Here is a 21,130-nt window from a genome sequence, read left to right as displayed (position 1 = left end):
GTCGTCCTCCTGGGTGTGCCGATCGGTCGGGCCATCGGTCATGCGATGCGCCGATATCGTCGACATTGCCGATATCAGGCAGCCTCGGCGCGTCGCGCGCCATCGGGCAGACCGAAATCCGCCGGGAAATGTTCGAGCGCGGAACGCACGGGGAACGGCGTCATGCCGCCCATCGCGCAAAGCGAGCCCGAGACCATCGTGTCGCAGAGGTCGTGCAGCAACGTCACCTGACGCGAGGACGTATCGCCGCGCCGGATCCGCTCGATGACCTCGACGCCTCGCGTCGAACCGATACGACACGGCGTGCATTTGCCGCATGACTCGTGCGCGCAGAACGCCATCGCGTAGCTCGCCAGTCCGGCCATGTCGGCCGTGTCGTCGTGAACCACCACACCGCCGTGCCCTACCACGGCCCCCACTGCCGCATACGCCTCGTAATCCATCGGCAAATCCCACTGCGCATCGGGCAGATACGCCCCGAGCGGGCCGCCGACCTGAATCGCCTTGGCCGGACGTCCGCTCGCTGTGCCGCCGCCGAACTCGTCGAGCAACGTGCGCAGCGTCACCCCGAACGCCAGCTCCACCAGACCGCCACGACGGATATTGCCTGCGAGTTGCACGGGCAACGTGCCTTGCGAGCGCCCCATGCCGAACTCCCGATAGGCCTGTGCGCCGTGCGCGAAGAGGTACGGCACGCTGGCGAGCGTGATGACGTTGTTGATGAGCGTCGGCTGCCCGAAGAGGCCGGACAGCGCCGGAATCGGCGGTTTGGCGCGCACCACGCCACGCTTGCCTTCGAGACTTTCGAGCAGCGCCGTTTCTTCGCCGCAGATGTAGGCTCCCGCCGCCTTCGCCACACGCAACTCGCAGGCGCGCCCCGAGCCGAGCACGTCCGCGCCGAGCCAGCCCTCGCCGCGCGCCACGGCAATCGCCGCTTCCAGCATCGCGATGGCGTGGGGATACTCGCTGCGCACGTACACGATGCCTTCGGTCGCGCCCACGCTGAGCGCGGCGATCGTCATGCCCTCGATGAGCACGAACGGGTCGCTCTCCATGATCAGACGATCGGCGAATGTGCCGGAGTCGCCCTCGTCCGCATTGCAGACAACGTATTTCTGCGTCGCTTCGGCGCGGCTCACCGTGCGCCATTTGATGCCGGCCGGGAACGCAGCGCCGCCGCGTCCGCGCAGCCCCGAGTCGAGCACCGTCTGACAGGCGGCGTCCGCATCGAGTCCGAGACAGGCGCGCAGTCCGGCAAGGCCGCCATGCGCGAGATAGTCGTGCGGACTCAGCGGATCCGTCACGCCGACGCGCGCGAACGTGAGCCGCTGCTGCTTCGCGAGATACGGGATGGCGTCCACGCGACCGACGCAGGCCGGCATCGCGTGCCCCCAACTCCCGTCCGGATTCTCGCTCGACGTCTCGCGCTCAGCGTCCCGCATTGCGCAGACGGGCCATCCGGCGTCGAACCACGCGGCGACCTGCGACGCCTGCACATTGCTATAGCCGACGCGCCCGCACGGCGTCGCCACTTCCACCAGCGGCTCCAGCCAGAACAGCCCACGCGAGCCGTTGCGAACGATGTCGACGGCAATCCCGCGGCGGGCCGCTTCGGCTGTCACCGCCGACGCCAGCGTGTCGGCCCCCAACGCCAATGCCGACGAGTCGCGAGGGATAAAGATGCGGTAAGGGGGAGTCTGCAACGCCAACTCAGTCATGACGGCCTCCCTCGCGCACCGACGCGAGCAATGCGTCGAAGCGCGCAGGTGTCACGCGAGCATGCAACTCGCCATTGATTGTTACGGCCGGGGACAACGCGCACTGCCCAAGGCAATACACCGACGCCACGCCGACGTCGTTGCACGGCGCCGCGTCGATACGCGCGCCGGTACAGGCTTCGACGTGCGCCACGAGCGCCTCCCCATCGCGGCTGCGGCACGCCTCCGCACGGCATAACTGCACGACGGTCGCGGGAGGCGGTGCACTGCGGAAGTGGTGATAAAACGTGATGACGCCGTGGACTTCGGCGCGGGAAAGATTCAGCGCTGCGGCAATCGCCGGCACATGCGCCGGATCGACGTAGCCTTCGCTGTCCTGCAATGCGTGCAGCAGCGGCAACAACTCGTGTGCGCGGCCGGCGTGGCGAGCCAGCAGCGGCACGAGCGTCGCATGAGGGGTGGGCACCATCTCGAATTGTCTCCTGGGGCATGACGGCATCTCATATGTTCTTAATTGCATATGATGACAACGCGCCTTTTGGGGGCTCAGTCCTTAGGACATTAGTCCAAACACCGCGCCCCAACAAGCCTCGTGGAAACACCGATAGCCCTAGCCTGCCGGATTCGCTGCATGGCAATATGCCGCCAACGCCCGAGCCAGGCGGGCCGGGCAGTTTCCTCGGGAAAAGCTTGCACACCCCATATGCAATTCAATGCATATGATTTATCACCCCAACGACGGGAAAGCCTCCGACAGCGACGTCACCCGCCCGGTCGCGCCTTCACCGTAACCGGGAATGGCATGAACCGCCTGCCGGTAAGCCCCGCTTTGGAGAATGCTCAGCAACGCCTGGAGATGCGGCGACTCGCTGCCGCTCTCCGGAAACATCAGGCAGTAACGCTCGGTGAGGATAGGAATGAAGTCGAGTCCGAACTGACTTGCGGCCGCCTCGATGGCGAGGCCGGCGTCCGCGCGGCCGCTGGCGATGTAGGCCGCCACGGCGGCGTGCGTGAACTCGATGTTCTCCGCACCCGCGACGGTCGAAGGGTCGATACCGTCGCGCGCGAGCAGTAAATCGAAGATGATGCGCGTGCCCGACCCTCGCTCGCGGTTCGCGAAGCGCGCACCGGTACGCGGCAGATCGGCCAGCGTATGGATGCCGAGCGGATTGCCGCGCGCTACCAGCAGACCGAGGCGACGCGACGCCACATCCGCCACGCGATAGGCCTTGCCCTTGAGCAGCGGCACATACTGATCGAGCACCGGCTCCGCGAGCGCCCCGATAGGCACATGAAAACTCGCCACCTCGCACTCGTGCTTGGCGAGCGCGGCAATCGCCTCGATGCTGCCGCGATAGCTGACGTCGATCGGCAAACCGGCGCGCCCGGCGAAATCGACCAGCGCAGCCACCGCCAGCCCATGGCTCGCAAAAAGACGCAACTGACCGCTCTCCTGAAGCAGCAAGTCATCGAGTTCCGTCTGCAATTCGGAGGCCATCGTCTCCAACAACGGCCCGAGCCGCGCCTGCAAACGCTTTTGCCCCCACAACAGCCGTTGCGCCAGCGGCGTGAGCACCGCACCGCGTCCGCGCGCCATCGTCAGCAAGGGTGCGCCCACGAGCGATTCCACCTCTTTCACGTGCCCCCAGGCGCCCCGGTACGACTGGCCGAGCACCTGACTGGCCGCCTGCAAGTTGCCATGCGTCTGCACCTCCGTGAGCAAGGACAACACTTTGTCGAGCGGCACGTCGGCGCCGTCATGGCGAAACCGCAGTTGCGGTGCGATGGAGATACGCTTCATGGACTCACCATATGCTATTCATTGCATAAATCAATCTATGCAAATTCCTGATAAGATGCTGAAAAACGTCGATTTAACGGGCTTCTTCGCATCGACATTCGCACAAAACTCGGAGTGTGATGTCTCGCAATTATGCATAAATTTGCCTATTTGACGTGAAATGTTTCCTTTGGCGGTCGTGCGCCCCAGCATCGCGCGACGCGCCGACCACCCCCTTGCCGGAACACGCGTCATGTCTGCCCCGAAAATTGCCCCGTACGATCGCCCCGCCGGCGGTTGGGGCGCCCTCAAGAATGTGGCCATCCAACTCGTCACCCAAGGCATTCCGCTCAAGGGCGCGCGCACGCTGCTTAGCGCAAACCAGCCCAGCGGATTCGACTGTCCGGGGTGCGCCTGGCCGGACCGTGAGCACGCGTCGACGTTCGAGTTCTGCGAGAACGGCGCCAAAGCGGTCGCCGCCGAGGCGACCAAGCGTCGCGTCACGCCGGCGTTCTTCGCTTCGCGCAGCGTGACCGAACTGCTCGAACTCGACGACTACACACTGGAGGGGTTTGGCCGTCTCACGCATCCGATGCGTTACGACGCGGCCACCGATCGCTATCTGCCGATCGCGTGGGACGCCGCATTCGCCATGATCGGCGAGCATTTGCGCGCCCTGCCCGACCCCGATCAGGCGGCGTTCTACACGTCCGGTCGTACCAGCAACGAAGCGGCGTTCCTGTACCAGTTGTTCGTGCGCCAGTACGGCACGAACAACTTTCCCGATTGCTCGAACATGTGCCATGAACCGACGAGCGTAGGTTTGCCCCCGGTCGTCGGTCTCGGCAAGGGCACCGTCACGCTCGAAGATTTCGAGCAGGCGGACACGCTGCTGCTGTTCGGCCAGAACCCCGGCACCAATCATCCGCGCATGCTCGGCGAGCTTCGCGAAGCGGCAAAGCGCGGCGCGACCATCGTATCGATCAACCTGCTGCACGAGCGCGGCCTCGAACGCTTCGCCGACCCGCAAAGCCCGGGCGAAATGCTGAGCATGGGCGGCACGGCGATCAGCGGCCACTACGTCACGCCGGCCAGCGGCGGCGACTTCGCCTTCGTGAAAGGCGTTATCAAGCACGTGCTGGCGCGAGACGCCGAGGCGCGCGCCAACGCTCGGACGCCCCTGCTGGACGATGCCTTCATCGCGGAACACACACACGGTTTCGACGACTTCGCAGCCGACGTGCGCGCCGAGCGCTGGGACGATCTCGAACGCGCCTCGGGCGTATCGCAAGCGCAGATGTGCCAGATCGCCGACGTCTATCTGCGCGGCGAACGCGTGATCGCGACATGGGGCATGGGCATCACCCAGCACAAGCAGGCCGTGGCGACCATTCAAATGATCGTGAACCTGATGCTCCTGCGCGGCAACATCGGCCGACCGGGTGCGGGTCTGTGCCCCGTGCGCGGGCACAGCAACGTGCAGGGCGACCGCACCGTCGGCATCAACGAAAAACCGTCGGCGGCCTTTCTCGACCGTCTCGCCGAAGTGTTCAACTTCGCGCCGCCACGCCGTGAGGGGTTAGGCGTGGTCGACACGATTTCGGCCATGCTCGCCGGGCGAATCAAAGTCTTCATCGGCATGGGCGGCAATTTCGCGATGGCAACGCCCGACACGCCTCGTACCTGGGAAGGCCTGCGCCAATGCGAGCTGACCGTGCACGTGGCGACGAAACTCAACCGCAGCCATCTCGTGCACGGGCGCGAGGCGCTGATCCTGCCATGCCTGGGCCGCACCGAAATCGACATGCAGAACGGCACGGTACAAGGCGTAAGTGTCGAGGATTCGATGAGCATGGTGCACCTGTCTTACGGGATCAATGCGCCGGCATCGGACGATCTGCGCTCGGAGCCCGCCATCGTTGCGGGCATCGCTCAGGCCACGATGGGCTGCGCGCCCGGCGGGCACGACGACTGGCACTGGTACACGCAAGACTACGATCGCATTCGCGACGCGATTGCTGCCACGTTCGACGACTTCGCCGAATTCAACCGTCGCGTGCGGCACCCGGGCGGGTTCCGACTGCCGGTGCCGCCGTCCGGACGCCAATGGCTCACGGCCACCGGACGCGCCAACTTCACCACGCATCCACTGCCTGACGAACGCCCCATCGACGTGGCGCGCAGGCAGGCGGGCGCACGCGGGGCCGAGGTACTGCAACTCGCCACCATCCGCTCGCACGATCAGTACAACACCACGATTTACGGACTCAACGACCGCTATCGCGGTGTGTTCGGGCAGCGCCGCGTCGTTTTCATCAACGTCGAGGATCTGGATGCGCGGGGACTGCGTGCGGGCGAACGCGTCGACCTCGTGGGGGTGTGGCACGACGGCATTGCGCGTCGTGCCGACGATTTCCTGCTGGTCGCCTATGACATTCCGCGCGGCAGCATCGCCGCCTACTATCCCGAGACCAACGGACTCGTGCCGCTCGACGCGGTTGCGGACGGCGCCGGCACGCCGACGTCGAAATCGATTCCCGTGCTGCTGGAGCGCCGTCTTGACTGACTTGGCTGACTTGGCTGACGCTGCGGCACATAAAGACGACTTCACGCAGGCGACGCAAGACCTTGCCCGCCTGCTGCAAACGCTGGCCGACGGCAGGCATGAAGGCCGCGAGTCGATGTCGCTGGCGCGCCTGGCCAAGCGCTGCGCGTTGCCGATGAGCACGTTACTGCGCTATCTGAGCGTGCTGACCGAAACGGGCTGGGTCTCGCTGGAAGACGGCGAGCGTGGCCTGCAACTCGTGAGGCTCACCGCAGCCGGTGCGGCGCAACTGGATAGCCTCGGCACGGCCTGAAACGTTGCCGTAACCCGTTACCAACGCGGTGCATGACGGAAATGCGACGAAAGTAAGGTACTGCAACACGACTGACATATTCCCTTCCCGGAGGGCGGCATACACTCCTGTCGCGACATGCCGCGACATGCCGAACGCACTCCGATTTGCATAACACATGCCATGCAGGACGTTCGGCATGCCCGCTTGCGTTGTCACGTTGCACGCTGCTTTCAGTCACGTTACGTCACGGAGACCTCATGGAGAACGTTGTTGCGCGCCCGGCCGGGATCGACGCCGCCACGCCCCCAGTTCCAGCACCCGCTGCAACTTCCGCAGTATCGCCAGCCACCCCGTCAGCCAACTCGCCGACTACCGCTACGGCCGACGCCTCAGCCGCCGCCTCCGTTTCCCCCTTCGTTTCCCCCTCCGTTTCTCCATCGATCACCCCGCCCTTCACCGCGCCCTTCACAGCGCCAGTCCCGCCATCAGGCAAGCCCTCTACCACGCCGACGGTCAGCGCCACGCTCGCCAACGATGCCATGCCGTCCCCCGCGCTATGGCGTCACGCCAAGCCGTCTCGCTGGAACCCATGGCTCATCGGCCTGACGGGGCTCGCAGGACTCTGGCAATGGCTTGGCCTGGGCTATGCGCTGCGCCATTGGGGCGATATCGCCGCGCTGACGGTGCTGCCCGTGCTGCTCCTCACGCCTATGCACTGGGGACTGATTCACGAGTCCATTCATGGCCAGTTGCGCGTCAAGCCACGCGCCAACGAACGCACCGGTCGCGCGCTTTCCTTTTTTCTCGGGCTGCCGTTCGAGATCATGCGTTTCGGGCATCTGATGCACCATCGTTTCACGCGTCAGCCGTACGACCAGCCTGACATTTCGACGTTGCCCGCCAACGCGCCGCGCGCCCGACGCGTCAGCCGCTGGCTCGGCTACCAGTCGCGTCTGCTCGGCGGCATGTGGGCCACGGAAGTCTTCGCACCGCTGATCGCCTGGATTCCGGTCAGGCGTCTGCCTTCGCTGGCACTGAGCGCCCTCGGCGCCGATCCGCAGGACGCCGACGTGCGTCGCCGGGTGGTGATGTTCGCCTCCGATCCGGTGCGTCGCCACCGGATCCGGCGCGACTTTCTGCTCATGCTCGTCGCGCTCGGGCTGGCGCTGTGGGCTTACGGCCCGTGGTGGCCGGTATTCGTGGCGACGTTCGTCGCACGCGGCGTCTGGCTGTCGATTGCCGATAACCTGCCGCACTTCGGCGTCACGATGAACGAACCGGCGCGTTCGCGAAACTTCCATGCACCGGCGCTCGGCGGCGTGCTGGTGCTCAACCATCATCTGCACCGTGTTCACCATCAGTACCCGACAGCGCCATGGCATCTGCTGCCGGAAATCAACGCGGCGCAACCGACCGCCGGCCCGGTGATTCCATACTGGCGCGCGATCGTTCGCCAGTTCCGCGGGCCGTTGCCGACCAGCAGCCTCGTCGGCGACGCGATGCAGGCGTCCTGAGCGCGCGCACGGCGCAGCGTGCCGCGGGCGTCACTGCGGTCACTGCATCATGCGGTCATTCCGACAGTGGGACGTAAGCGGCTCCCGCCATCCCGGCAAGCGTGACAGGCAGCGATACCTCGCGAGTCGTTGCCTGTCCGCCACGCCCCACACGCCATGCCTCAAGCTCCACGGTTCATGCTCCACGGTTCATACTCGATATATGGGATTTCGGACGACGGCTTTCAGGATTTGCCAGAATCGTGATATAAATGCGAATCGTTTTCGTTAACATTTACAAAATCAAGCCTCCTGACACCTTGCGGGAGTGCGCGACTGTCGTCATCGAGCGCGTCTGATCGAAACCGTTTATGGATTTGCTTCGCCAGCCACGTCGCCTAAGGGCGGCGTTTTCGTTTTCTGTTCCCGCGACTAACGTTAACCACGTTGCGTTCAAGGCTGGCGCAGCTGCATTTTCAGCGATTCCCTAGCATGTTGATTGCATTGGCCATTGCACTGGCATGGCTGGCAGGCGGGGCCTGCTACCTCACTTCCGAACACCAGCGATTGCGCGCGCAGCGTCTGGCAGCCCGGCCCACGCGCGCGATCTCCCTGATCGCGGCCATCGCCAGCCTCGCGTGCTGGTGGCTGGCCGCCGGCGCATCGGCGGGTATCGCGTCGGCTTTCATGTCGTTGTGCTTCGGCCTGCTCTTCTGGCCGTACGCCGCGGGTGGTTTGTGCTGGCTGCGGGGACACGCCCATGTGGAGTAGAACCTTCGCGGGTCTTGTGCCCGGCTTCTTCGCGGCGATGGCGCTGTGTGGGGCCATCGCCTACATGACACCGGCCGGCTGGCAAAGCGCCGCCATCCCCGTCATCGCCCTCTTCCCGCTCGTGTGGCTCGGCCTGTTCGCGGTGGTCTTCGCGAGCCGCACCACGACACGCGCGTGGATCGGCATGGGCGCCACCACCGCCGTTTGCTGGGCCGCGCTGTTGTTGGCGCGCGCCGTGGGGTAAGGATCGCCCGATGCGCGCCCAAACCCTTCGTCAGTACCTCAGCGTCCACACGTGGGCCGGCATCGTGGCCGGCTTCGCCCTGTTCGTCGCCATGCTCGGCGGCGCCCTGACCGTCTTTCATCACGAGATCGAACGCTGGGAGCAACCGGCAACGCGTCACGCACCGCTCTCGCTCGCCCAGACGGAACAACTCGCCGAACGGGTTCGCGCGCAGTTCCCGGCCGCACGTGAGCAGATGGGCGTGGTGCTACCCAGCCACTCGCCCGTGCCCTTCGCTTACTGGCAGCAGCCTGACGGCGAATGGATGCAGGCGCGGCTGCGTCTGAACGCCGACGGCACCGCGACATCGCTCATCACCGGCGACGCTCGCCCCGGCTTGTCGAACACCGTCAACGCCCTGCACTACTCGTTGTCGATCCCGACGTACGGCCTCTATCTGATGGGCGTCGTATCGCTGTTTTACGGCATGGCGCTCATTTCCGGCGTGATCGTCCATCTGCCGCGCGTGACACGCGACCTCTTCGCGCTGCGCCCCGGCCGCAACCTCAAACGATTCTGGCAAGACGCGCACAACGCCATCGGCGTGCTGAGTCTGCCATTCCACATCGTGTTTGCCCTCACCGGCGCGCTGCTGTGCCTGAGTCTGCCCCTGATGATGGCGTTCAACGTGGTGGCGTTCGAGAACAAGCTGGCGCCGCAGTTCTTGCAGATGACAGGCTCGGTGCCCGCGAAAATCGCGCCGGTCGACGGCACGCCGCTCGACCTTCAGACCATCCTCGCTCGCGCCGAACACGCCGCCCCCGAGATGGAAACGACGGCGGTCGCATGGTCGCGTTACGGCAAGCCCGACGCGGTGGCGGAAGTCTACGGCGAAGCCCGCGACTCGCTAGGTGTCTTCGCCGCCGTGGCGGTGCGCCTGAACGACGGCCAGATCGTCGGGCAGCACCGCCCGGGCGCACGCGACACAAACCACGCCGTGCTCAGCATGATTTACGGCGCGCACTTCGGCAACTTCGCCGGCGATGTCATGCGCTGGGTGTACTTCGTTCTCGGCCTGATGGGCGCGGTGCTCGTCTACAGCGGCAATTTGCTCTGGCTCGAATCGCGTCGCAAACGCAATACCGCGCTTCAGCCCGCGAATCTGCGCTGGATGGCGAAAGCCACGGCCGGCGTCTTCCTCGGCACGTGTCTGGGCATTGCCGTAGCGTTCGTCGGCGCGGTGATTGCCCCGAGCGCAACGGCGCTATCGATCTTCGTCGTCACGTTGCTGCTGTCGATGGTCTTCGCCGCGTTCACCGCGCCGCCAGTGGCCGCGACCGGGCTGCTGATCGCGACGACCCTCGCCTGCCTCGCCATTCCCGCCGCCGACGCGATATTCACCGCCGACAACCTCGTGCGCACCGTCGCCGACGGCGACTGGGTACTCGCCAGCGTCGACCTGATCGCGCTCGTCAGCGCCGTGAGCTTCGCGCTATTTGCGCGCGCCACGTGGCGGCGCGCCCGGCGTGGCGATCCGAACAGCGTCTGGGCCTATCCGACGGCGATGGCGGCAGCCGTCACGTCCATCGCGCAAAGCGAGGACGCCGGCCACGACAAGGTCGCGACAGCGCATCCCCAACCGCCGGACCCGGCACGCAGCTGATCGCACGCGCGCCTGCGGTGGGCCGTGTCGCGTCCACCGCAAACTCCCCACATCCGATAGAAAACCATTCACGAATCCTCGGATTCACGACAAGGCGCGTCGGCACACGGCGCGTCGACAACAGGGAGATTGACCGATGTTGCACCACCGTCCGCTCGCAGGGCGCGGATCCGTTCGTCCGAACGCTGCGCATGACCTTACGCCCTCGTCCATCACACGCGCCGTAGCCGGCAGGTTCGCGATCTGCGCGGCGTCGCTGACGCTCGCGTCCGGCATCGCCCACGCCCAGCAGGCACCGCAGACGGCAGACGTACCGCCGGCAGCCGATACGGCGGCAGACCCGGCGAAGGACACCACGAAAGACATCACGAAAGTTACCGCAAAGAACACGGCCGCACTGCCCGCAACGACCGTATCGGGCCATCGCGACGACGACACCAAAGTGGAGCGCGTGTCGGGCGGCGCGCTGGGCACGCGCCGGGCGGTCGACACGCCGTTCTCGGTCGTCGCCGTGAACAGCGAGCAGATCAGAAACCAGATGGCGCAAACGGCGACGGACGCCTTCAAGTGGGACCCCGCCGTCACGACGCTCTCGGAAAACAAGCGCAACGAAAACTCGTACTTCGCCGTGCGCGGCATGCGGGTCGACATGCTCGACGGCACGAAGATCGACGGTCAGAACTTCGTGTCCTGGCAGGCCGATATTCCGCTCGAACCGTTCGAGCAGGTCGAACTGCTCAAAGGGCTGTCCGGCTTCATGTACGGCTTCGGCGCACCGGGCGGCATCGTGAACTATGTGTTGAAGCGTCCGACGGACGAGCCGCTGCGGCAGTTCTCGGTCGGTTATGAAGCCAGCAACGTATGGAGCGAGAAGCTCGATCTCGGCGGCCGCTTCGGCCCTGACGATCGCTTCGGCTATCGCCTGAACCTCGTCAACGAAGCAGGCAATACCGCCGAGCCGAACAACCATGTGCGTCGCAAAACGATATCGTTCGCCACGGATTTTCGCATCACGCCGGATCTGACATGGTCGGCGGACGTCGCGTACTGGAAGCGCCAGACCACGGGTACGCTCTTCGGCATGAGCTTCGCCGATACAGGCGCGGTGCCCGACGCCAACAAGGTCGCCCGCAATCTGGCCCAGCCTTTCACGTACTACGAGACCGACACGCTCACCGCCGGCACCGGTCTCGACTATCGCATCGACGATCGGTGGAAAGCGAACTTCAAGTACCGCTTCGCACGTCAGAACCGCCTGAACGGCGACAGCTTCCTCAATGTGACGAACCCCGCTGGCGATTACACGGACACGCAATACAAGTGGAAGACCGCCTACTACTACCAGGCGTGGGATGCCATGCTACAGGGCAACTTCGTCACCGGCCCGCTCAGTCATGACGTGGTGTTCGGACTCGCATATCAAAGTCAGGTCAAACGCAACGACAACGGTCCGGGCGGCAACGGCATCGTGCTCGGCACGAGCAACATCTATCACCCCTCGTTGCTGCCGAATCAGGACATCGGACTGAACTACCAGCCATACCGCAGCGAGAAGATCTCGCAACGCGCGATCTACGCCAGCGACACCGTCGGCATCACATCGCGCCTCTCCGCCCTCGTGGGCCTGCGCTACACGCAGTTCAGCGATGATCTTTACGACACCTCCGGGCAGACAACGACGTCGTACTCGGCCAAGCCCGTCACACCGACGCTCGCGTTGATGTACAAGACGGACAACGATTCGACCGCCTATGCCAGCTACGTCGAATCGCTGGAGCCGGGTGGCTCGGCGAGCATCACGAACAGCAACTATCCGCAGACGTACGGGCCGCTAAAGAGCAAGCAGTACGAGGTGGGCTGGAAGGCAGACAAGTCGTCGTGGGGCGAGAATCTGGCACTCTTTCGTGTCGAGCGCGGCTACGGTTACACCAATCAGTCCAACTTCTATGTACAGGACGGCACGCAGCGCTTTCAGGGACTGGACGCCAGCGGCTGGGTGCGCGTGGCGCGCGACTGGCGCGTGATGGGCGGGGTGTTGTTGCTCAACACGAAGGCCGTGGATATCGACGATCCGGCGGTGTCCGGCAAGCGCATTTACGCCACGCCGCGCTACGTCGTCACCGGTCGCGTCGAGTACGACACGCCGTTCGTGCGCGGCCTGACCGTGGCGGCGGGTGTCAAGGTCACGGGCGATCAGGTGGTCGATGCGGCCAACGCGCTGTCGATTCCGTCGTACACCACTATCGATCTGTCGGCGAAGTACGCCACGCGCCTTGCCGGCAAATCCGTGGTGTTCCGTGCCGCGATCAACAACGTGACGGACAAGCACTACTGGACGACCACATACAACGGGTTTGTGCTGCCCGGCTCGACCCGCACGTTCCTCGCGAGCGCCACAATGGATTTCTAAGCGACGTCTGAGGATCCCGCACCACGAAAAAGGCCGCTCGATGAGCGGCCTTTTTCCCTTCCGTTTCCTTATCCCTTGTCTTCACCGACGGGACTTGCCGGGCCGGCTACCGGGTTGGGCGCCGCAGCCGATTTAGCCGATTTAGCCAACGAAGGCGCGCTCGACCAGATAGTGGCCCGGTGCGTGGTTGTGGCCTTCCACGAAGCCGCGCTTTTCGAGCAGCTCGCGGGTATCCTTGAGCATGGCCGGGCTGCCGCACAGCATCACGCGATCATGCTCCGGCGAGAACTCCGGCAGACCGATGTCCGTGAAGATCTTGCCCGACTCGACCAGTTCCGTGATACGGCCCTGATTCTCGAACTCTTCACGCGTGACCGTCGGGTAGTAGATCAGCTTGTCGCGGACATACTCGCCCAGATACTCGTGCTCCGGCAGATGCTGCGTGATCAGATCGCGATACGCCAGCTCGCTCGTGAAACGGCAGCCGTGCACCAGAATGATGTGCTCGTAGCGATCGTAGACTTCCGGGTCGCGGATGATGCTCATGAACGGCGCGAGACCCGTGCCCGTCGAGAGCAGATAAAGGTTCTTGCCCGGCAGCAGGTTGTCGTCGATGAGTGTGCCCGTCGGCTTGCGGCCCACGATCACCTTATCGCCCGGCTTGATGTTTTGCAGACGCGAGGTCAGCGGGCCGTCCTGCACCTTGATGCTCAGGAACTCCAGCTCTTCCTCGTAATTCGCGCTCGCCATGCTATAGGCGCGCAGCAGCGGCTTGCCGTCCACTTCCAGGCCGATCATGGTGAACTGGCCATTGACGTAACGGAACGAAGCGTCGCGAGTGGTCTTGAAGCTGAACAGCGTGTCGGTCCAGTGATGGACTTCCAACACGGTTTGTTGATTCTGAATGCTCATATTGACTTGACGTTTAACGGAGGCCGGCGACACTGCGCTTTGACCCGCGCGAACCCAACGATATCGGCCGGGATCGCCTGAGACGCGCTTTCGCGGGCCATCCCTGACGGCCCTGATGCCAGAACTCCAGGCGCATCAGGTATACGCACTATCGGTTATGGACGGGAAAACCCCGCTATTTTACCCCAATTGGGAATAGCTTTCATTTGTCCCCTGAGTCATTTAAGGCATATCGATATACCCGTCGGGCATATCGGACGGGGCTGCCGGCGGATACGAACCGGCCTTCTCCCGGACCTTGGACTCGACCTTCGCCGCTGTCTTCACCGCGATCCCGCCCCCTGCGGCGAGTCCTGCCGGATCAGCGGTAGCCGTTCGGGTTCCGATGCTGCCAGCGCCAGTGATCGACACACATGCGCGCCAGATCGTACTGCGCATGCCAGCCCAGCAGCGCGTGCGCCCGGGCAGGATTGGCGTAGGACACGCCGATATCGCCCGACCGGCGCTCGACGATCCGGAACGGGACCTCGCGGCCGCTGGCGGCCTCGAATGCGCGCACGACTTCCAGCACGCTGCTGCCCGCCCCGGTCCCGAGATTCACGGTGAAACCCGCGTCGAGCGTTTTCAGGCCCGCCAGCGCCGCCAGATGCCCGCGCGCCAGATCCACCACGTGGATGTAATCGCGAATGCCGGTACCGTCCGGCGTTGGCCAATCCCCCCCGTAGACCTTCAGCAACGGCTGTTTGCCTACGGCAACCTGCGCGACGAACGGCATCAGATTATTGGGCGTGCCGCCCGGATCCTCGCCGATCAGACCGCTCTCGTGCGCACCGACCGGATTGAAATACCGAAGCACGCCGATGCGCCAGCGCGGGTCAGACTTGACGGTGTCGGTGAGCATCTGCTCGGCCATGAGCTTGGTATGGCCGTAGGGGTTGGCCGTCGCCAGCGCAGCCGTCTCGTCGACGGGGACGACCGCCTGATTGCCGTAGACCGCAGCCGACGAGCTGAACACCAGATGCCGCACGTCGTGACGATCCATCGTCTCGATGAGCGTGAGCAGACTGCCGAGGTTGTTGCGGTAATAGAGAAACGGCTTGTCGAGCGACTCGCCGATGGACTTCAGCGCGGCGAAGTGAATCACACCGTCGATGCGAAACCGCGTGAAGATGTCCTCCATCACGCTCGCCGAACAGGCGTCGCCTTCGACAAACACCGGCGCGCGCCCGGCGATGCGCCCGATGCGGGCTACCGCCTCGCGATGACCGTTGGAGAGGTTATCCAGAATAACGACGTCGAAACCGCCCGCCAGCAGTTCCACACACGTATGCGAGCCGATATAACCGGCGCCGCCGGTAACGAGAATGGTGCCCTGATTCTTCATGAAGATGCCTTGGTGACGCCCGCTTCGGCGTGACCCGATGCACGCATGTGCAGCATGATGTGCGACGATTGCTGCCGAGAGACCCGGCATCTTACTCCAGCCGTCGCTTGCATGCCATTCGCGCACATACTTCGCGGCGGAGGCTTCCGGCCGGATGCCCCGACGTCGCGCCGGGTACGCAGGCGAGCGCGTCAACCATGCGTGCCCATGTACGTGTCGTATTCGAGCGCGCCCAGACGCCGCGACAGCCGATACGCGCCGAGTCCCAGCACGCATGACAAGGCCAGCGCAAGCCCATAACCGTACGTCGCCGGACCGGCGTACAGACTCACCCCGGTAAAGAGTGCGTTGAGCACCACCAGCAGCGACGTGAGAAGCAGCACGTCGCGCCGCCGGTCGAGATAAAACAGCACGTTGAGCACCCCGAGCAGCAGGACCTGTAACCCCGCCGAGATGACGTCGATACGCAGCAACGACTGCCCTTCAACGGGCACGCCGACCCGCCGCAGCAAGTCGTCGCCGAAGGCGAACACAAGCAGCGTCACCCCGGCCTGCACCTTGAGGATTTCGAACAGCCCGATACGCACCGCACGCACCATCAGCACGCGCGACGCCGAAATCTGACGCAACGTGCCGCCGCGGCGCACCGCGTCGAAAAACCCGGTATAAGCCTCGGCGAAGTCCGTCTCGATACGCAGCAGGAACACCGCCATTCCCGGGATGACGCACAGATAGGAGAGGAACACCGGCAAGTCGTAAAGCGGCGCGGCGCGCAACGGGCCGATGACGCTCACGCCGGTGGCCGGCCACAGCCAGAACATCAGCTTGTCGATCCAGACCCCGAGTCCGAAACACACCCCGACACCCACCAGCGAGAAACGCAGATTGCGCGGCACGAAGACAGCCCATGACAGCCACGTGGATGTCCGGTAGTTTCGGGCGACGACAACGGTAAAGCCGAGCAGCAGCGCCGTATGGCCGATGACGAATCCCGCCAGCAGTCCTGTCAGGCCGAAGCGCCCCAGCAGCACGGCGCAAATCACCGTCAGGCTGTAACCCGCACAGAAAACGCCGAGAATCACCCGGTACTGTTTCACGCTCGTCAGGAAGAGCACCACGATCCACAGGTTGCCGAGCAACACGAACCCTATCCACATCAGCCAGCGATACGCCAGCGGCTGATCGGCGAATACCGTCTGCGACAGCGCCAGACCGACGCCGCCGAGCACGACCGTCGTCACCAGCGTCACGGCATTGAACGACGGCATGACAGCCTGCGCTTCGCCCGCGAACAGGCGGTCGCTCAGGTATCGCATAAAGGCCAGTTGAATCAGGCCGGTCGCGATGACACTCGACGCGATCAGATACGTCACCGACACCTGAAACTGCGTGAGAACCGATGACGGATGGACATGCGCCAGACTCATGAGGCCGACGAGCACCACGCCGACCATCGACAGCACCAGCGGCCCGGCGCTGATCACACCTGCATAGCTGTAGGCCGCGAACGTGCCCGAGAGCGTATCGCTGCGCAGCAGGCGCCGCAATTCGAAACCGATCCCGGCCATCAGCGAGGGTCTCCCCGCTCAGGTGCAGGCGCCGTCTCGTCGGCCGTCAGGCGACGGTAGAGCGTGCGGTAGGCGTCGCGCATGGTATCGAGCCGGTAAAACCGCTCGACGCGGGCGATGCCCGCACGGCTGGCGGCATGCCATGTGTCGGGCTCCAGCACGTCGACGATGGCCGCCGCCAGCGCTTCGGGGTCCGCCATCGGTACGATGCGCCCGGCGTGGCCGAGCGCGCAGTCTTCCGGATCGTTGCCTTCGATCAGTTGACGACACGCGCCGACATCCGTCGCCACGACCGGCACTCCGGCGGCAGCGGCTTCGAGCATGACCAGCGGCAAGGCCTCGGAGACGGACGACAGCGCGAGCACGCCGATTTGCGGCAGCACCGATTCGACGGCGCGATATCCCATGAATCTCACCTGATATTCCATCCCCAGACTGGCTGCGAGATCGCGGCACTCCTGTGCGTAGGCCCGGTCTTCCGTTTCCGGGCCGACGACCCAGCCCTGCAAGTCCGGGCGCGCGCGATAAGCGAGAAACACGGCGCGCAGGAAGGTCTTGATGTCCTTGACCGGCACCACGCGCCCGATCAGCGCGACGACCGGGGCAATGTCGGCACGCTCGCGATGCACCGGGCGCAGTGCCGCGAAGCGGGCGATGTCGACGCCGTTGGCGATGCAGCGCGTCTTGTGCGCAGGCGCGCCGTCGCTCACCTGACGCTGACGGCTGCCCTCGTAGAGCGACACAATGTCGTCCGCCGTGTCGTAGCAAACGCGGCCGATGGCTTCGAAAAACCGCATCCACAAATTCTGGAAGTAGCCCACCCGCGAGATGTCGCGTTCGAACGGGCCGCGATTGTCGCGCAGCCACTCGCTTTGCAGCAGGTCGAGCTTGCGTTCCTTGGTGTAGTTGCCGTGTTCGGTCACAAGCAGTGCGCGCCCCGTCGACATGCGCAGCATCGCGCCCAACAGCCCCGCGTACCCCGTCGACACGGTGTGATACATCTTCGCGGCCGGCATGGCGGACGCGATCCGCGCGAGTTGCCAGATCGGTTTGTGCATCGCCCGGATCGTCCAGAAGTAGTCCGTAAACGACGGGTCATGGCAATACTGCTCGTACCGTTGCGTCATGAACTCCCAGGACCGCTCGCTATGCAGGAACGCCGCCTGCGACAGCGGCTGACCGTCGCGCAGCATGGGCACCAGACGCTCGAGCATGCTGCGCAAGCCGTCGACCCGCATGTATTTGGCCATACCGATCCCACCGGGCGGCCCGTCGTGACGACGACGGAACAAGTCATGCAGCCGGGCAATGCCGGCGAAGGCGTCCGCGTCGCTGGCATCGGGTCCGGGCGACTTCGCCGGCCTCGCATCCGAGGCGGCGGCGGGCGTCGCGCCGGACGTCTCGTACAGGTAATGCGCCTCGAAGTGCGTGACGTTCGGTGGCATCGGATACACCGGCGCCCCATAGTCGCTGCGGCGACTGCCGATGAAGACGACCGCGAAAGTCAGTTCGGGAAAGGCGCGGATCAGTTGATCGACCCAGGCGGATACGCCCCCGCGCACATAAGGGAAGGTGCCTTCGAGCAACAAGGCGATGTCCGCCACAACCGCCGCGCTGGCCGGGGCAGGCTCAGGCTTGTGGGGGAAATCGTTGCGCCGGACCGATGCCATTGCGCTCACCGTGTCCAGAAACGTACGGCAGGCTGCACCGCGGGCGACGCCGCTGCACCCTTGGCACCCCTAGCACCCGCTGTGCCAGTTGTGCCAGTTGCACCCTTTGCGCCGCTCGCCCCGGCGACGCCGCCGCCGAGCCCGCCAAGCAGATACGCGACCCGATCGTAGCGACGCTTCTGAAACGCCGCTTCGGCCAGCCATGGCAGCAACCGCTCCGTCGGGAAACTGTGAAACTGCGCCTGACGCAGATGCATTTCGGCCGCATCCGGGGTCTCGCGCAACAGCGCGCAACGTCCGAGCAAGTACCACATGGAGGCATCGTCCTCATGCTGCTCCAAAGCCTCGCGCGCGAACTGCTCGACGCGCCCCAGCGTAAAACGCAGGACTTCGCCGCGCACCAGATTCTGGTAAATCAACTCCCAGTAGAGCTGGGCGAGACAAACGCACGCGTGCGCGCGCTCGTCGTCGTCCTGCGCGGCCGTGTGGCGCTCACGCATGGCGAAGATCTGCTGCATGATGCGTTTCTCCAGCCCGTCGAGAATGCCGTATGCGAGCAAGCGCACCTCCTCCACCGGATCGCCCAGCAGGTCGCGCGCAATCTCACTCGTCACGCGCGACGGCAGCGCCTGCACCGAGATCAGCGCCGCCACGCGATCGTCTCGCTCGCCATGGAGGTTGCGCAGCCGTGCCCGCAGCCGTATCCCGGCGCCATGGCGAACCCGCGTGAGCAGATGCGAGACGAATCCGGGCGTCGCCACCCGCCCCGCGACAGGCAGCGCGCGGGGCGGCGGGAACAGGCAGCCGATCGCCAGCACGCCCATCACGACGACCATGCCCGCCACCGGCAAGAAGAACGTCACCAGCGCGATATGCCAGAACACGCCACGCCGCTCGCGATAACCGGACGGCAACGCCAGCGTCATGAACCCACCTGCAAGCAATGCCGCAACGGCTTGCCACGCCAGCACGTAAGGCATGGCGTCAGCGGCCAGGGCGGAGGGATCGGTCACACGGGTCGCAGCGCTCAGTGCGCTCAGTGCGGGAGTGGCCTGCACAGCCCCCCACGTTTCGCTTAGCAGCACGACACGCGCCGCCTGCCACTGCGCCGTCAAGGCAAACACGGCAAGGCCCAGCGTCAGCGCCCATCGCAGCAGACGAAACCCCCGCGCGGCGCCACGCTGCCGTAGCCGCCAGGCGGGTTTCGCGGTACCGCGTTCAGGCTTGTGCTCAGGCATGCTCGACACAACGCTCCATGAGTTTGCGCAAGCCGTCGCCGGGTGCTTCGGCGTCGATGTGTGCGGTATGCACCGCGACGTGAGCGCTCTGAAAATCCACGTCGTATTGCTGGCGCAGCAGGGTCTCGACGCGCATCAGATACCCGTCGATGCCATGCTCGTCGGTAATCGGCATCAAGGCGATGGCGATCTGCTTGCGCGGCGTGCCGATGGTCCACAACGCATCGAGCGCGCGCCGTTGGCGAACCGTCTGCTCGAACAACGAATCGCCACGCGCCCCCCGGGGGAATGCCAGCGCCACCAGCGACGACTCGATGCCGCTCGCGCGCTTGAGCCGGGCCAGTCGCCCCAGTTCAAGGGCAAAGTCGTACGGTGCTTGCGGCACCGAAGCCCTCACTGCGGCGACCAACGGCTGATGCGCGACGCCATCCGCGTAGTAGGCAAGCAGTACCAGCAGCAGTTGCAGGTTGTCGTGGTTGAGCGCGAGGAACGGCATACGGCGCACGATCAGGACGCTGGTCAGGGTGCCGTCGGCGTCGAGCACCGGGGCACAGGCGAGGTAGGGGCTGTCCTGGGTCGCAGCGTTGTCCGCCCTGACATGGGCCAGCGTGCCTTCGTTCAGGCAATGGCGCACGAGCGGATCGTCGGCATCCGGTTCGAACCCCTCGCCGACCCGCGCGACAGGCGTCGTCGCCAGCCGTGCGCCGCGCACCGAGAATAGCGAGGCGACTTCGATCTGGCAGGTGAGCGCGGCAAATTCGAGCATCGGTTGCGCATTGGGCAACCCGCCGGGGGCGCCGTGCGCGTCGGCCGAACGGCGAACCGTGAGATCGCGCAGACGGGTGAGCGCATCGCGCAACGTCACCGGGCGCGCCAGCAGGTCGCGCTCCAGCCGTTCGTGCGAGACGCGCAACAGATAGTGGTTGTGGGTGATCGCGACGAGGCGATCGCCGTAATAAGCGTTGATGCCTTGTGCGCGATGCGCGCGATGCGACCAGATATCGCAGAAGTGACCGGCGACTAACGCCAGCGTCATACCACCCGCGAAATGCGCCATCGGGAACGCGCCCCCCGCCAGGCCATAGAAGACGTGCCACGCCGCCATGAGCAGCGCTCCGCTCGCCACACCCGCCAGCGAGCCGTAGCGCAATGCCGCGACGAGCGTCACGAGCCATAGCCACGGAAATTGCGCGGTGAGCAGCAAGGGGTCGTCGGGGCGCAGCCGCCACGCGATCAGCACGGCAAGCAGCGTGAGGCTCACCACCTCCAGCAGCGCGAAGGGGCGCGCGATGGCCGGCGCGACTCGCCGCCCCCACCGCCCCAGATTGCCGAGCGGCTGGGAACGCCGCACGCGGGCAGCCGTTGCCGACGCGGCAGAAGCGTCGGATGGATGCGACGATGACGATGCACGCGCCGAATCGGTGTCGTTGGGCGTGGCGGCAGTCACGTGGCGTTCGCGG

General features: G+C 65.1%; 16 protein-coding genes. 7 read left to right on the top strand and 9 right to left on the bottom strand.

Features of this window, described 5'->3' with window-relative positions:
• Positions 1-74: 74 nt before the first annotated feature.
• The 3 genes from PAN31108_RS13005 to PAN31108_RS12995 form a co-directional block, all read right to left on the bottom strand.
• Positions 75-1,718 (bottom strand): formate dehydrogenase beta subunit, encoded by a 1,644-nt coding sequence (locus tag PAN31108_RS13005; RefSeq protein ID WP_150669279.1) that lies wholly within the window; start codon positions 1,716-1,718, stop codon positions 75-77.
• Positions 1,711-2,187 carry an NAD(P)H-dependent oxidoreductase subunit E gene (locus tag PAN31108_RS13000; RefSeq protein WP_150669278.1) on the bottom strand — a complete coding sequence of 159 codons (477 nt, stop codon included), beginning with the start codon at positions 2,185-2,187 and terminating at the stop codon, positions 1,711-1,713. The genes PAN31108_RS13005 and PAN31108_RS13000 overlap by 8 nt, the downstream gene beginning before the upstream one ends.
• Positions 2,188-2,445: 258 nt before the next feature.
• Positions 2,446-3,519 (bottom strand): substrate-binding domain-containing protein, encoded by a 1,074-nt coding sequence (locus PAN31108_RS12995; protein WP_150669277.1) that lies wholly within the window; start codon positions 3,517-3,519, stop codon positions 2,446-2,448.
• Positions 3,520-3,751: 232 nt separating this feature from the next.
• Here PAN31108_RS12995 and PAN31108_RS12990 point away from each other — a divergent pair, with 232 nt between their 5' ends.
• The 7 genes from PAN31108_RS12990 to PAN31108_RS12960 all read left to right on the top strand — a co-directional run bounded on the left by PAN31108_RS12990 (position 3,752) and on the right by PAN31108_RS12960 (position 12,898).
• A complete protein-coding gene (locus tag PAN31108_RS12990; protein WP_150669276.1) occupies positions 3,752-6,064 on the top strand; it encodes an FdhF/YdeP family oxidoreductase in 2,313 nt (770 codons plus the stop codon).
• The gene (locus tag PAN31108_RS12985) at positions 6,057-6,356 is read left to right on the top strand and encodes a helix-turn-helix domain-containing protein (RefSeq protein ID WP_174994971.1); all 300 of its coding nucleotides are present in this window, start codon (positions 6,057-6,059) and stop codon (positions 6,354-6,356) included. The genes PAN31108_RS12990 and PAN31108_RS12985 overlap by 8 nt, the downstream gene beginning before the upstream one ends.
• A gap of 239 nt (positions 6,357-6,595) precedes the next feature.
• On the top strand, positions 6,596-7,852 hold the full coding sequence (locus tag PAN31108_RS12980) for a fatty acid desaturase family protein (protein ID WP_150669274.1): 1,257 nt from the start codon (positions 6,596-6,598) through the stop codon (positions 7,850-7,852).
• A 471-nt stretch (positions 7,853-8,323) separates the two neighbouring features.
• Positions 8,324-8,602, top strand: a complete 279-nt coding sequence (locus PAN31108_RS12975) for a hypothetical protein (RefSeq protein WP_150669273.1) — start codon at positions 8,324-8,326, stop codon at positions 8,600-8,602.
• Positions 8,592-8,846, top strand: coding sequence for a hypothetical protein (locus PAN31108_RS12970; protein ID WP_150669272.1), 255 nt, complete (start codon positions 8,592-8,594; stop codon positions 8,844-8,846). The genes PAN31108_RS12975 and PAN31108_RS12970 overlap by 11 nt, the downstream gene beginning before the upstream one ends.
• A 10-nt stretch (positions 8,847-8,856) precedes the next feature.
• Positions 8,857-10,488, top strand: a complete 1,632-nt coding sequence (locus tag PAN31108_RS12965; protein ID WP_150669271.1) for a PepSY-associated TM helix domain-containing protein — start codon at positions 8,857-8,859, stop codon at positions 10,486-10,488.
• 136 nt (positions 10,489-10,624) lie between these two features.
• The gene (locus tag PAN31108_RS12960) at positions 10,625-12,898 is read left to right on the top strand and encodes a TonB-dependent siderophore receptor (protein WP_150669270.1); all 2,274 of its coding nucleotides are present in this window, start codon (positions 10,625-10,627) and stop codon (positions 12,896-12,898) included.
• 141 nt (positions 12,899-13,039) lie between these two features.
• Here the strand turns inward: PAN31108_RS12960 and PAN31108_RS12955 are convergent, their stop codons facing one another.
• From PAN31108_RS12955 to PAN31108_RS12930, 6 genes are all read right to left on the bottom strand, one after another.
• Positions 13,040-13,810: a ferredoxin--NADP reductase gene (locus PAN31108_RS12955; protein ID WP_044455659.1), complete on the bottom strand. Its 771-nt coding sequence runs from the start codon at positions 13,808-13,810 to the stop codon at positions 13,040-13,042.
• A gap of 361 nt (positions 13,811-14,171) precedes the next feature.
• Positions 14,172-15,194, bottom strand: a complete 1,023-nt coding sequence (galE, locus tag PAN31108_RS12950; protein ID WP_150669269.1) for a UDP-glucose 4-epimerase GalE — start codon at positions 15,192-15,194, stop codon at positions 14,172-14,174.
• Positions 15,195-15,385: 191 nt separating this feature from the next.
• Positions 15,386-16,762 carry an exopolysaccharide Pel transporter PelG gene (pelG, locus tag PAN31108_RS12945; RefSeq protein ID WP_150669268.1) on the bottom strand — a complete coding sequence of 459 codons (1,377 nt, stop codon included), beginning with the start codon at positions 16,760-16,762 and terminating at the stop codon, positions 15,386-15,388.
• The gene (gene pelF, locus PAN31108_RS12940; protein WP_150669267.1) at positions 16,762-18,432 is read right to left on the bottom strand and encodes a GT4 family glycosyltransferase PelF; all 1,671 of its coding nucleotides are present in this window, start codon (positions 18,430-18,432) and stop codon (positions 16,762-16,764) included. The genes pelG and pelF overlap by 1 nt, the downstream gene beginning before the upstream one ends.
• 5 nt (positions 18,433-18,437) lie before the next feature.
• Positions 18,438-19,670 (bottom strand): lipopolysaccharide N-acetylglucosaminyl transferase, encoded by a 1,233-nt coding sequence (locus tag PAN31108_RS12935; RefSeq protein WP_150669266.1) that lies wholly within the window; start codon positions 19,668-19,670, stop codon positions 18,438-18,440.
• Complete coding sequence (locus tag PAN31108_RS12930; RefSeq protein ID WP_150669265.1) at positions 19,663-21,117, bottom strand: PelD GGDEF domain-containing protein; 1,455 nt, start codon at positions 21,115-21,117, stop codon at positions 19,663-19,665. The genes PAN31108_RS12935 and PAN31108_RS12930 overlap by 8 nt, the downstream gene beginning before the upstream one ends.
• Between the last annotated feature and the right edge of the window lie 13 nt (positions 21,118-21,130).

The sequence above is a fragment of the Pandoraea anhela genome (genome assembly GCF_902459655.1).
Classification (GTDB): domain Bacteria; phylum Pseudomonadota; class Gammaproteobacteria; order Burkholderiales; family Burkholderiaceae; genus Pandoraea; species Pandoraea anhela.
Note: the sequence above shows the minus strand (reverse complement) of the source record. Positions and strands in the feature narration are given on the sequence as shown.

Bases quoted from the DNA above. Each gene is read 5' to 3' on its own strand.
- PAN31108_RS13005 (WP_150669279.1), bottom strand. From the start codon at position 1,718: ATGACTGAGTTGGCGTTGCAGACTCCCCCTTACCGCATCTTTATCCCT.
- PAN31108_RS13000 (WP_150669278.1), bottom strand. From the start codon at position 2,187: ATGGTGCCCACCCCTCATGCGACGCTCGTGCCGCTGCTGGCTCGCCAC.
- PAN31108_RS12995 (WP_150669277.1), bottom strand. From the start codon at position 3,519: ATGAAGCGTATCTCCATCGCACCGCAACTGCGGTTTCGCCATGACGGC.
- PAN31108_RS12990 (WP_150669276.1), top strand. From the start codon at position 3,752: ATGTCTGCCCCGAAAATTGCCCCGTACGATCGCCCCGCCGGCGGTTGG.
- PAN31108_RS12980 (WP_150669274.1), top strand. From the start codon at position 6,596: ATGGAGAACGTTGTTGCGCGCCCGGCCGGGATCGACGCCGCCACGCCC.
- PAN31108_RS12975 (WP_150669273.1), top strand. From the start codon at position 8,324: ATGTTGATTGCATTGGCCATTGCACTGGCATGGCTGGCAGGCGGGGCC.
- PAN31108_RS12970 (WP_150669272.1), top strand. From the start codon at position 8,592: ATGTGGAGTAGAACCTTCGCGGGTCTTGTGCCCGGCTTCTTCGCGGCG.
- PAN31108_RS12965 (WP_150669271.1), top strand. From the start codon at position 8,857: ATGCGCGCCCAAACCCTTCGTCAGTACCTCAGCGTCCACACGTGGGCC.
- PAN31108_RS12960 (WP_150669270.1), top strand. From the start codon at position 10,625: ATGTTGCACCACCGTCCGCTCGCAGGGCGCGGATCCGTTCGTCCGAAC.
- PAN31108_RS12955 (WP_044455659.1), bottom strand. From the start codon at position 13,810: ATGAGCATTCAGAATCAACAAACCGTGTTGGAAGTCCATCACTGGACC.
- galE (WP_150669269.1), bottom strand. From the start codon at position 15,194: ATGAAGAATCAGGGCACCATTCTCGTTACCGGCGGCGCCGGTTATATC.
- pelG (WP_150669268.1), bottom strand. From the start codon at position 16,762: ATGGCCGGGATCGGTTTCGAATTGCGGCGCCTGCTGCGCAGCGATACG.
- pelF (WP_150669267.1), bottom strand. From the start codon at position 18,432: ATGGCATCGGTCCGGCGCAACGATTTCCCCCACAAGCCTGAGCCTGCC.
- PAN31108_RS12935 (WP_150669266.1), bottom strand. From the start codon at position 19,670: ATGCCTGAGCACAAGCCTGAACGCGGTACCGCGAAACCCGCCTGGCGG.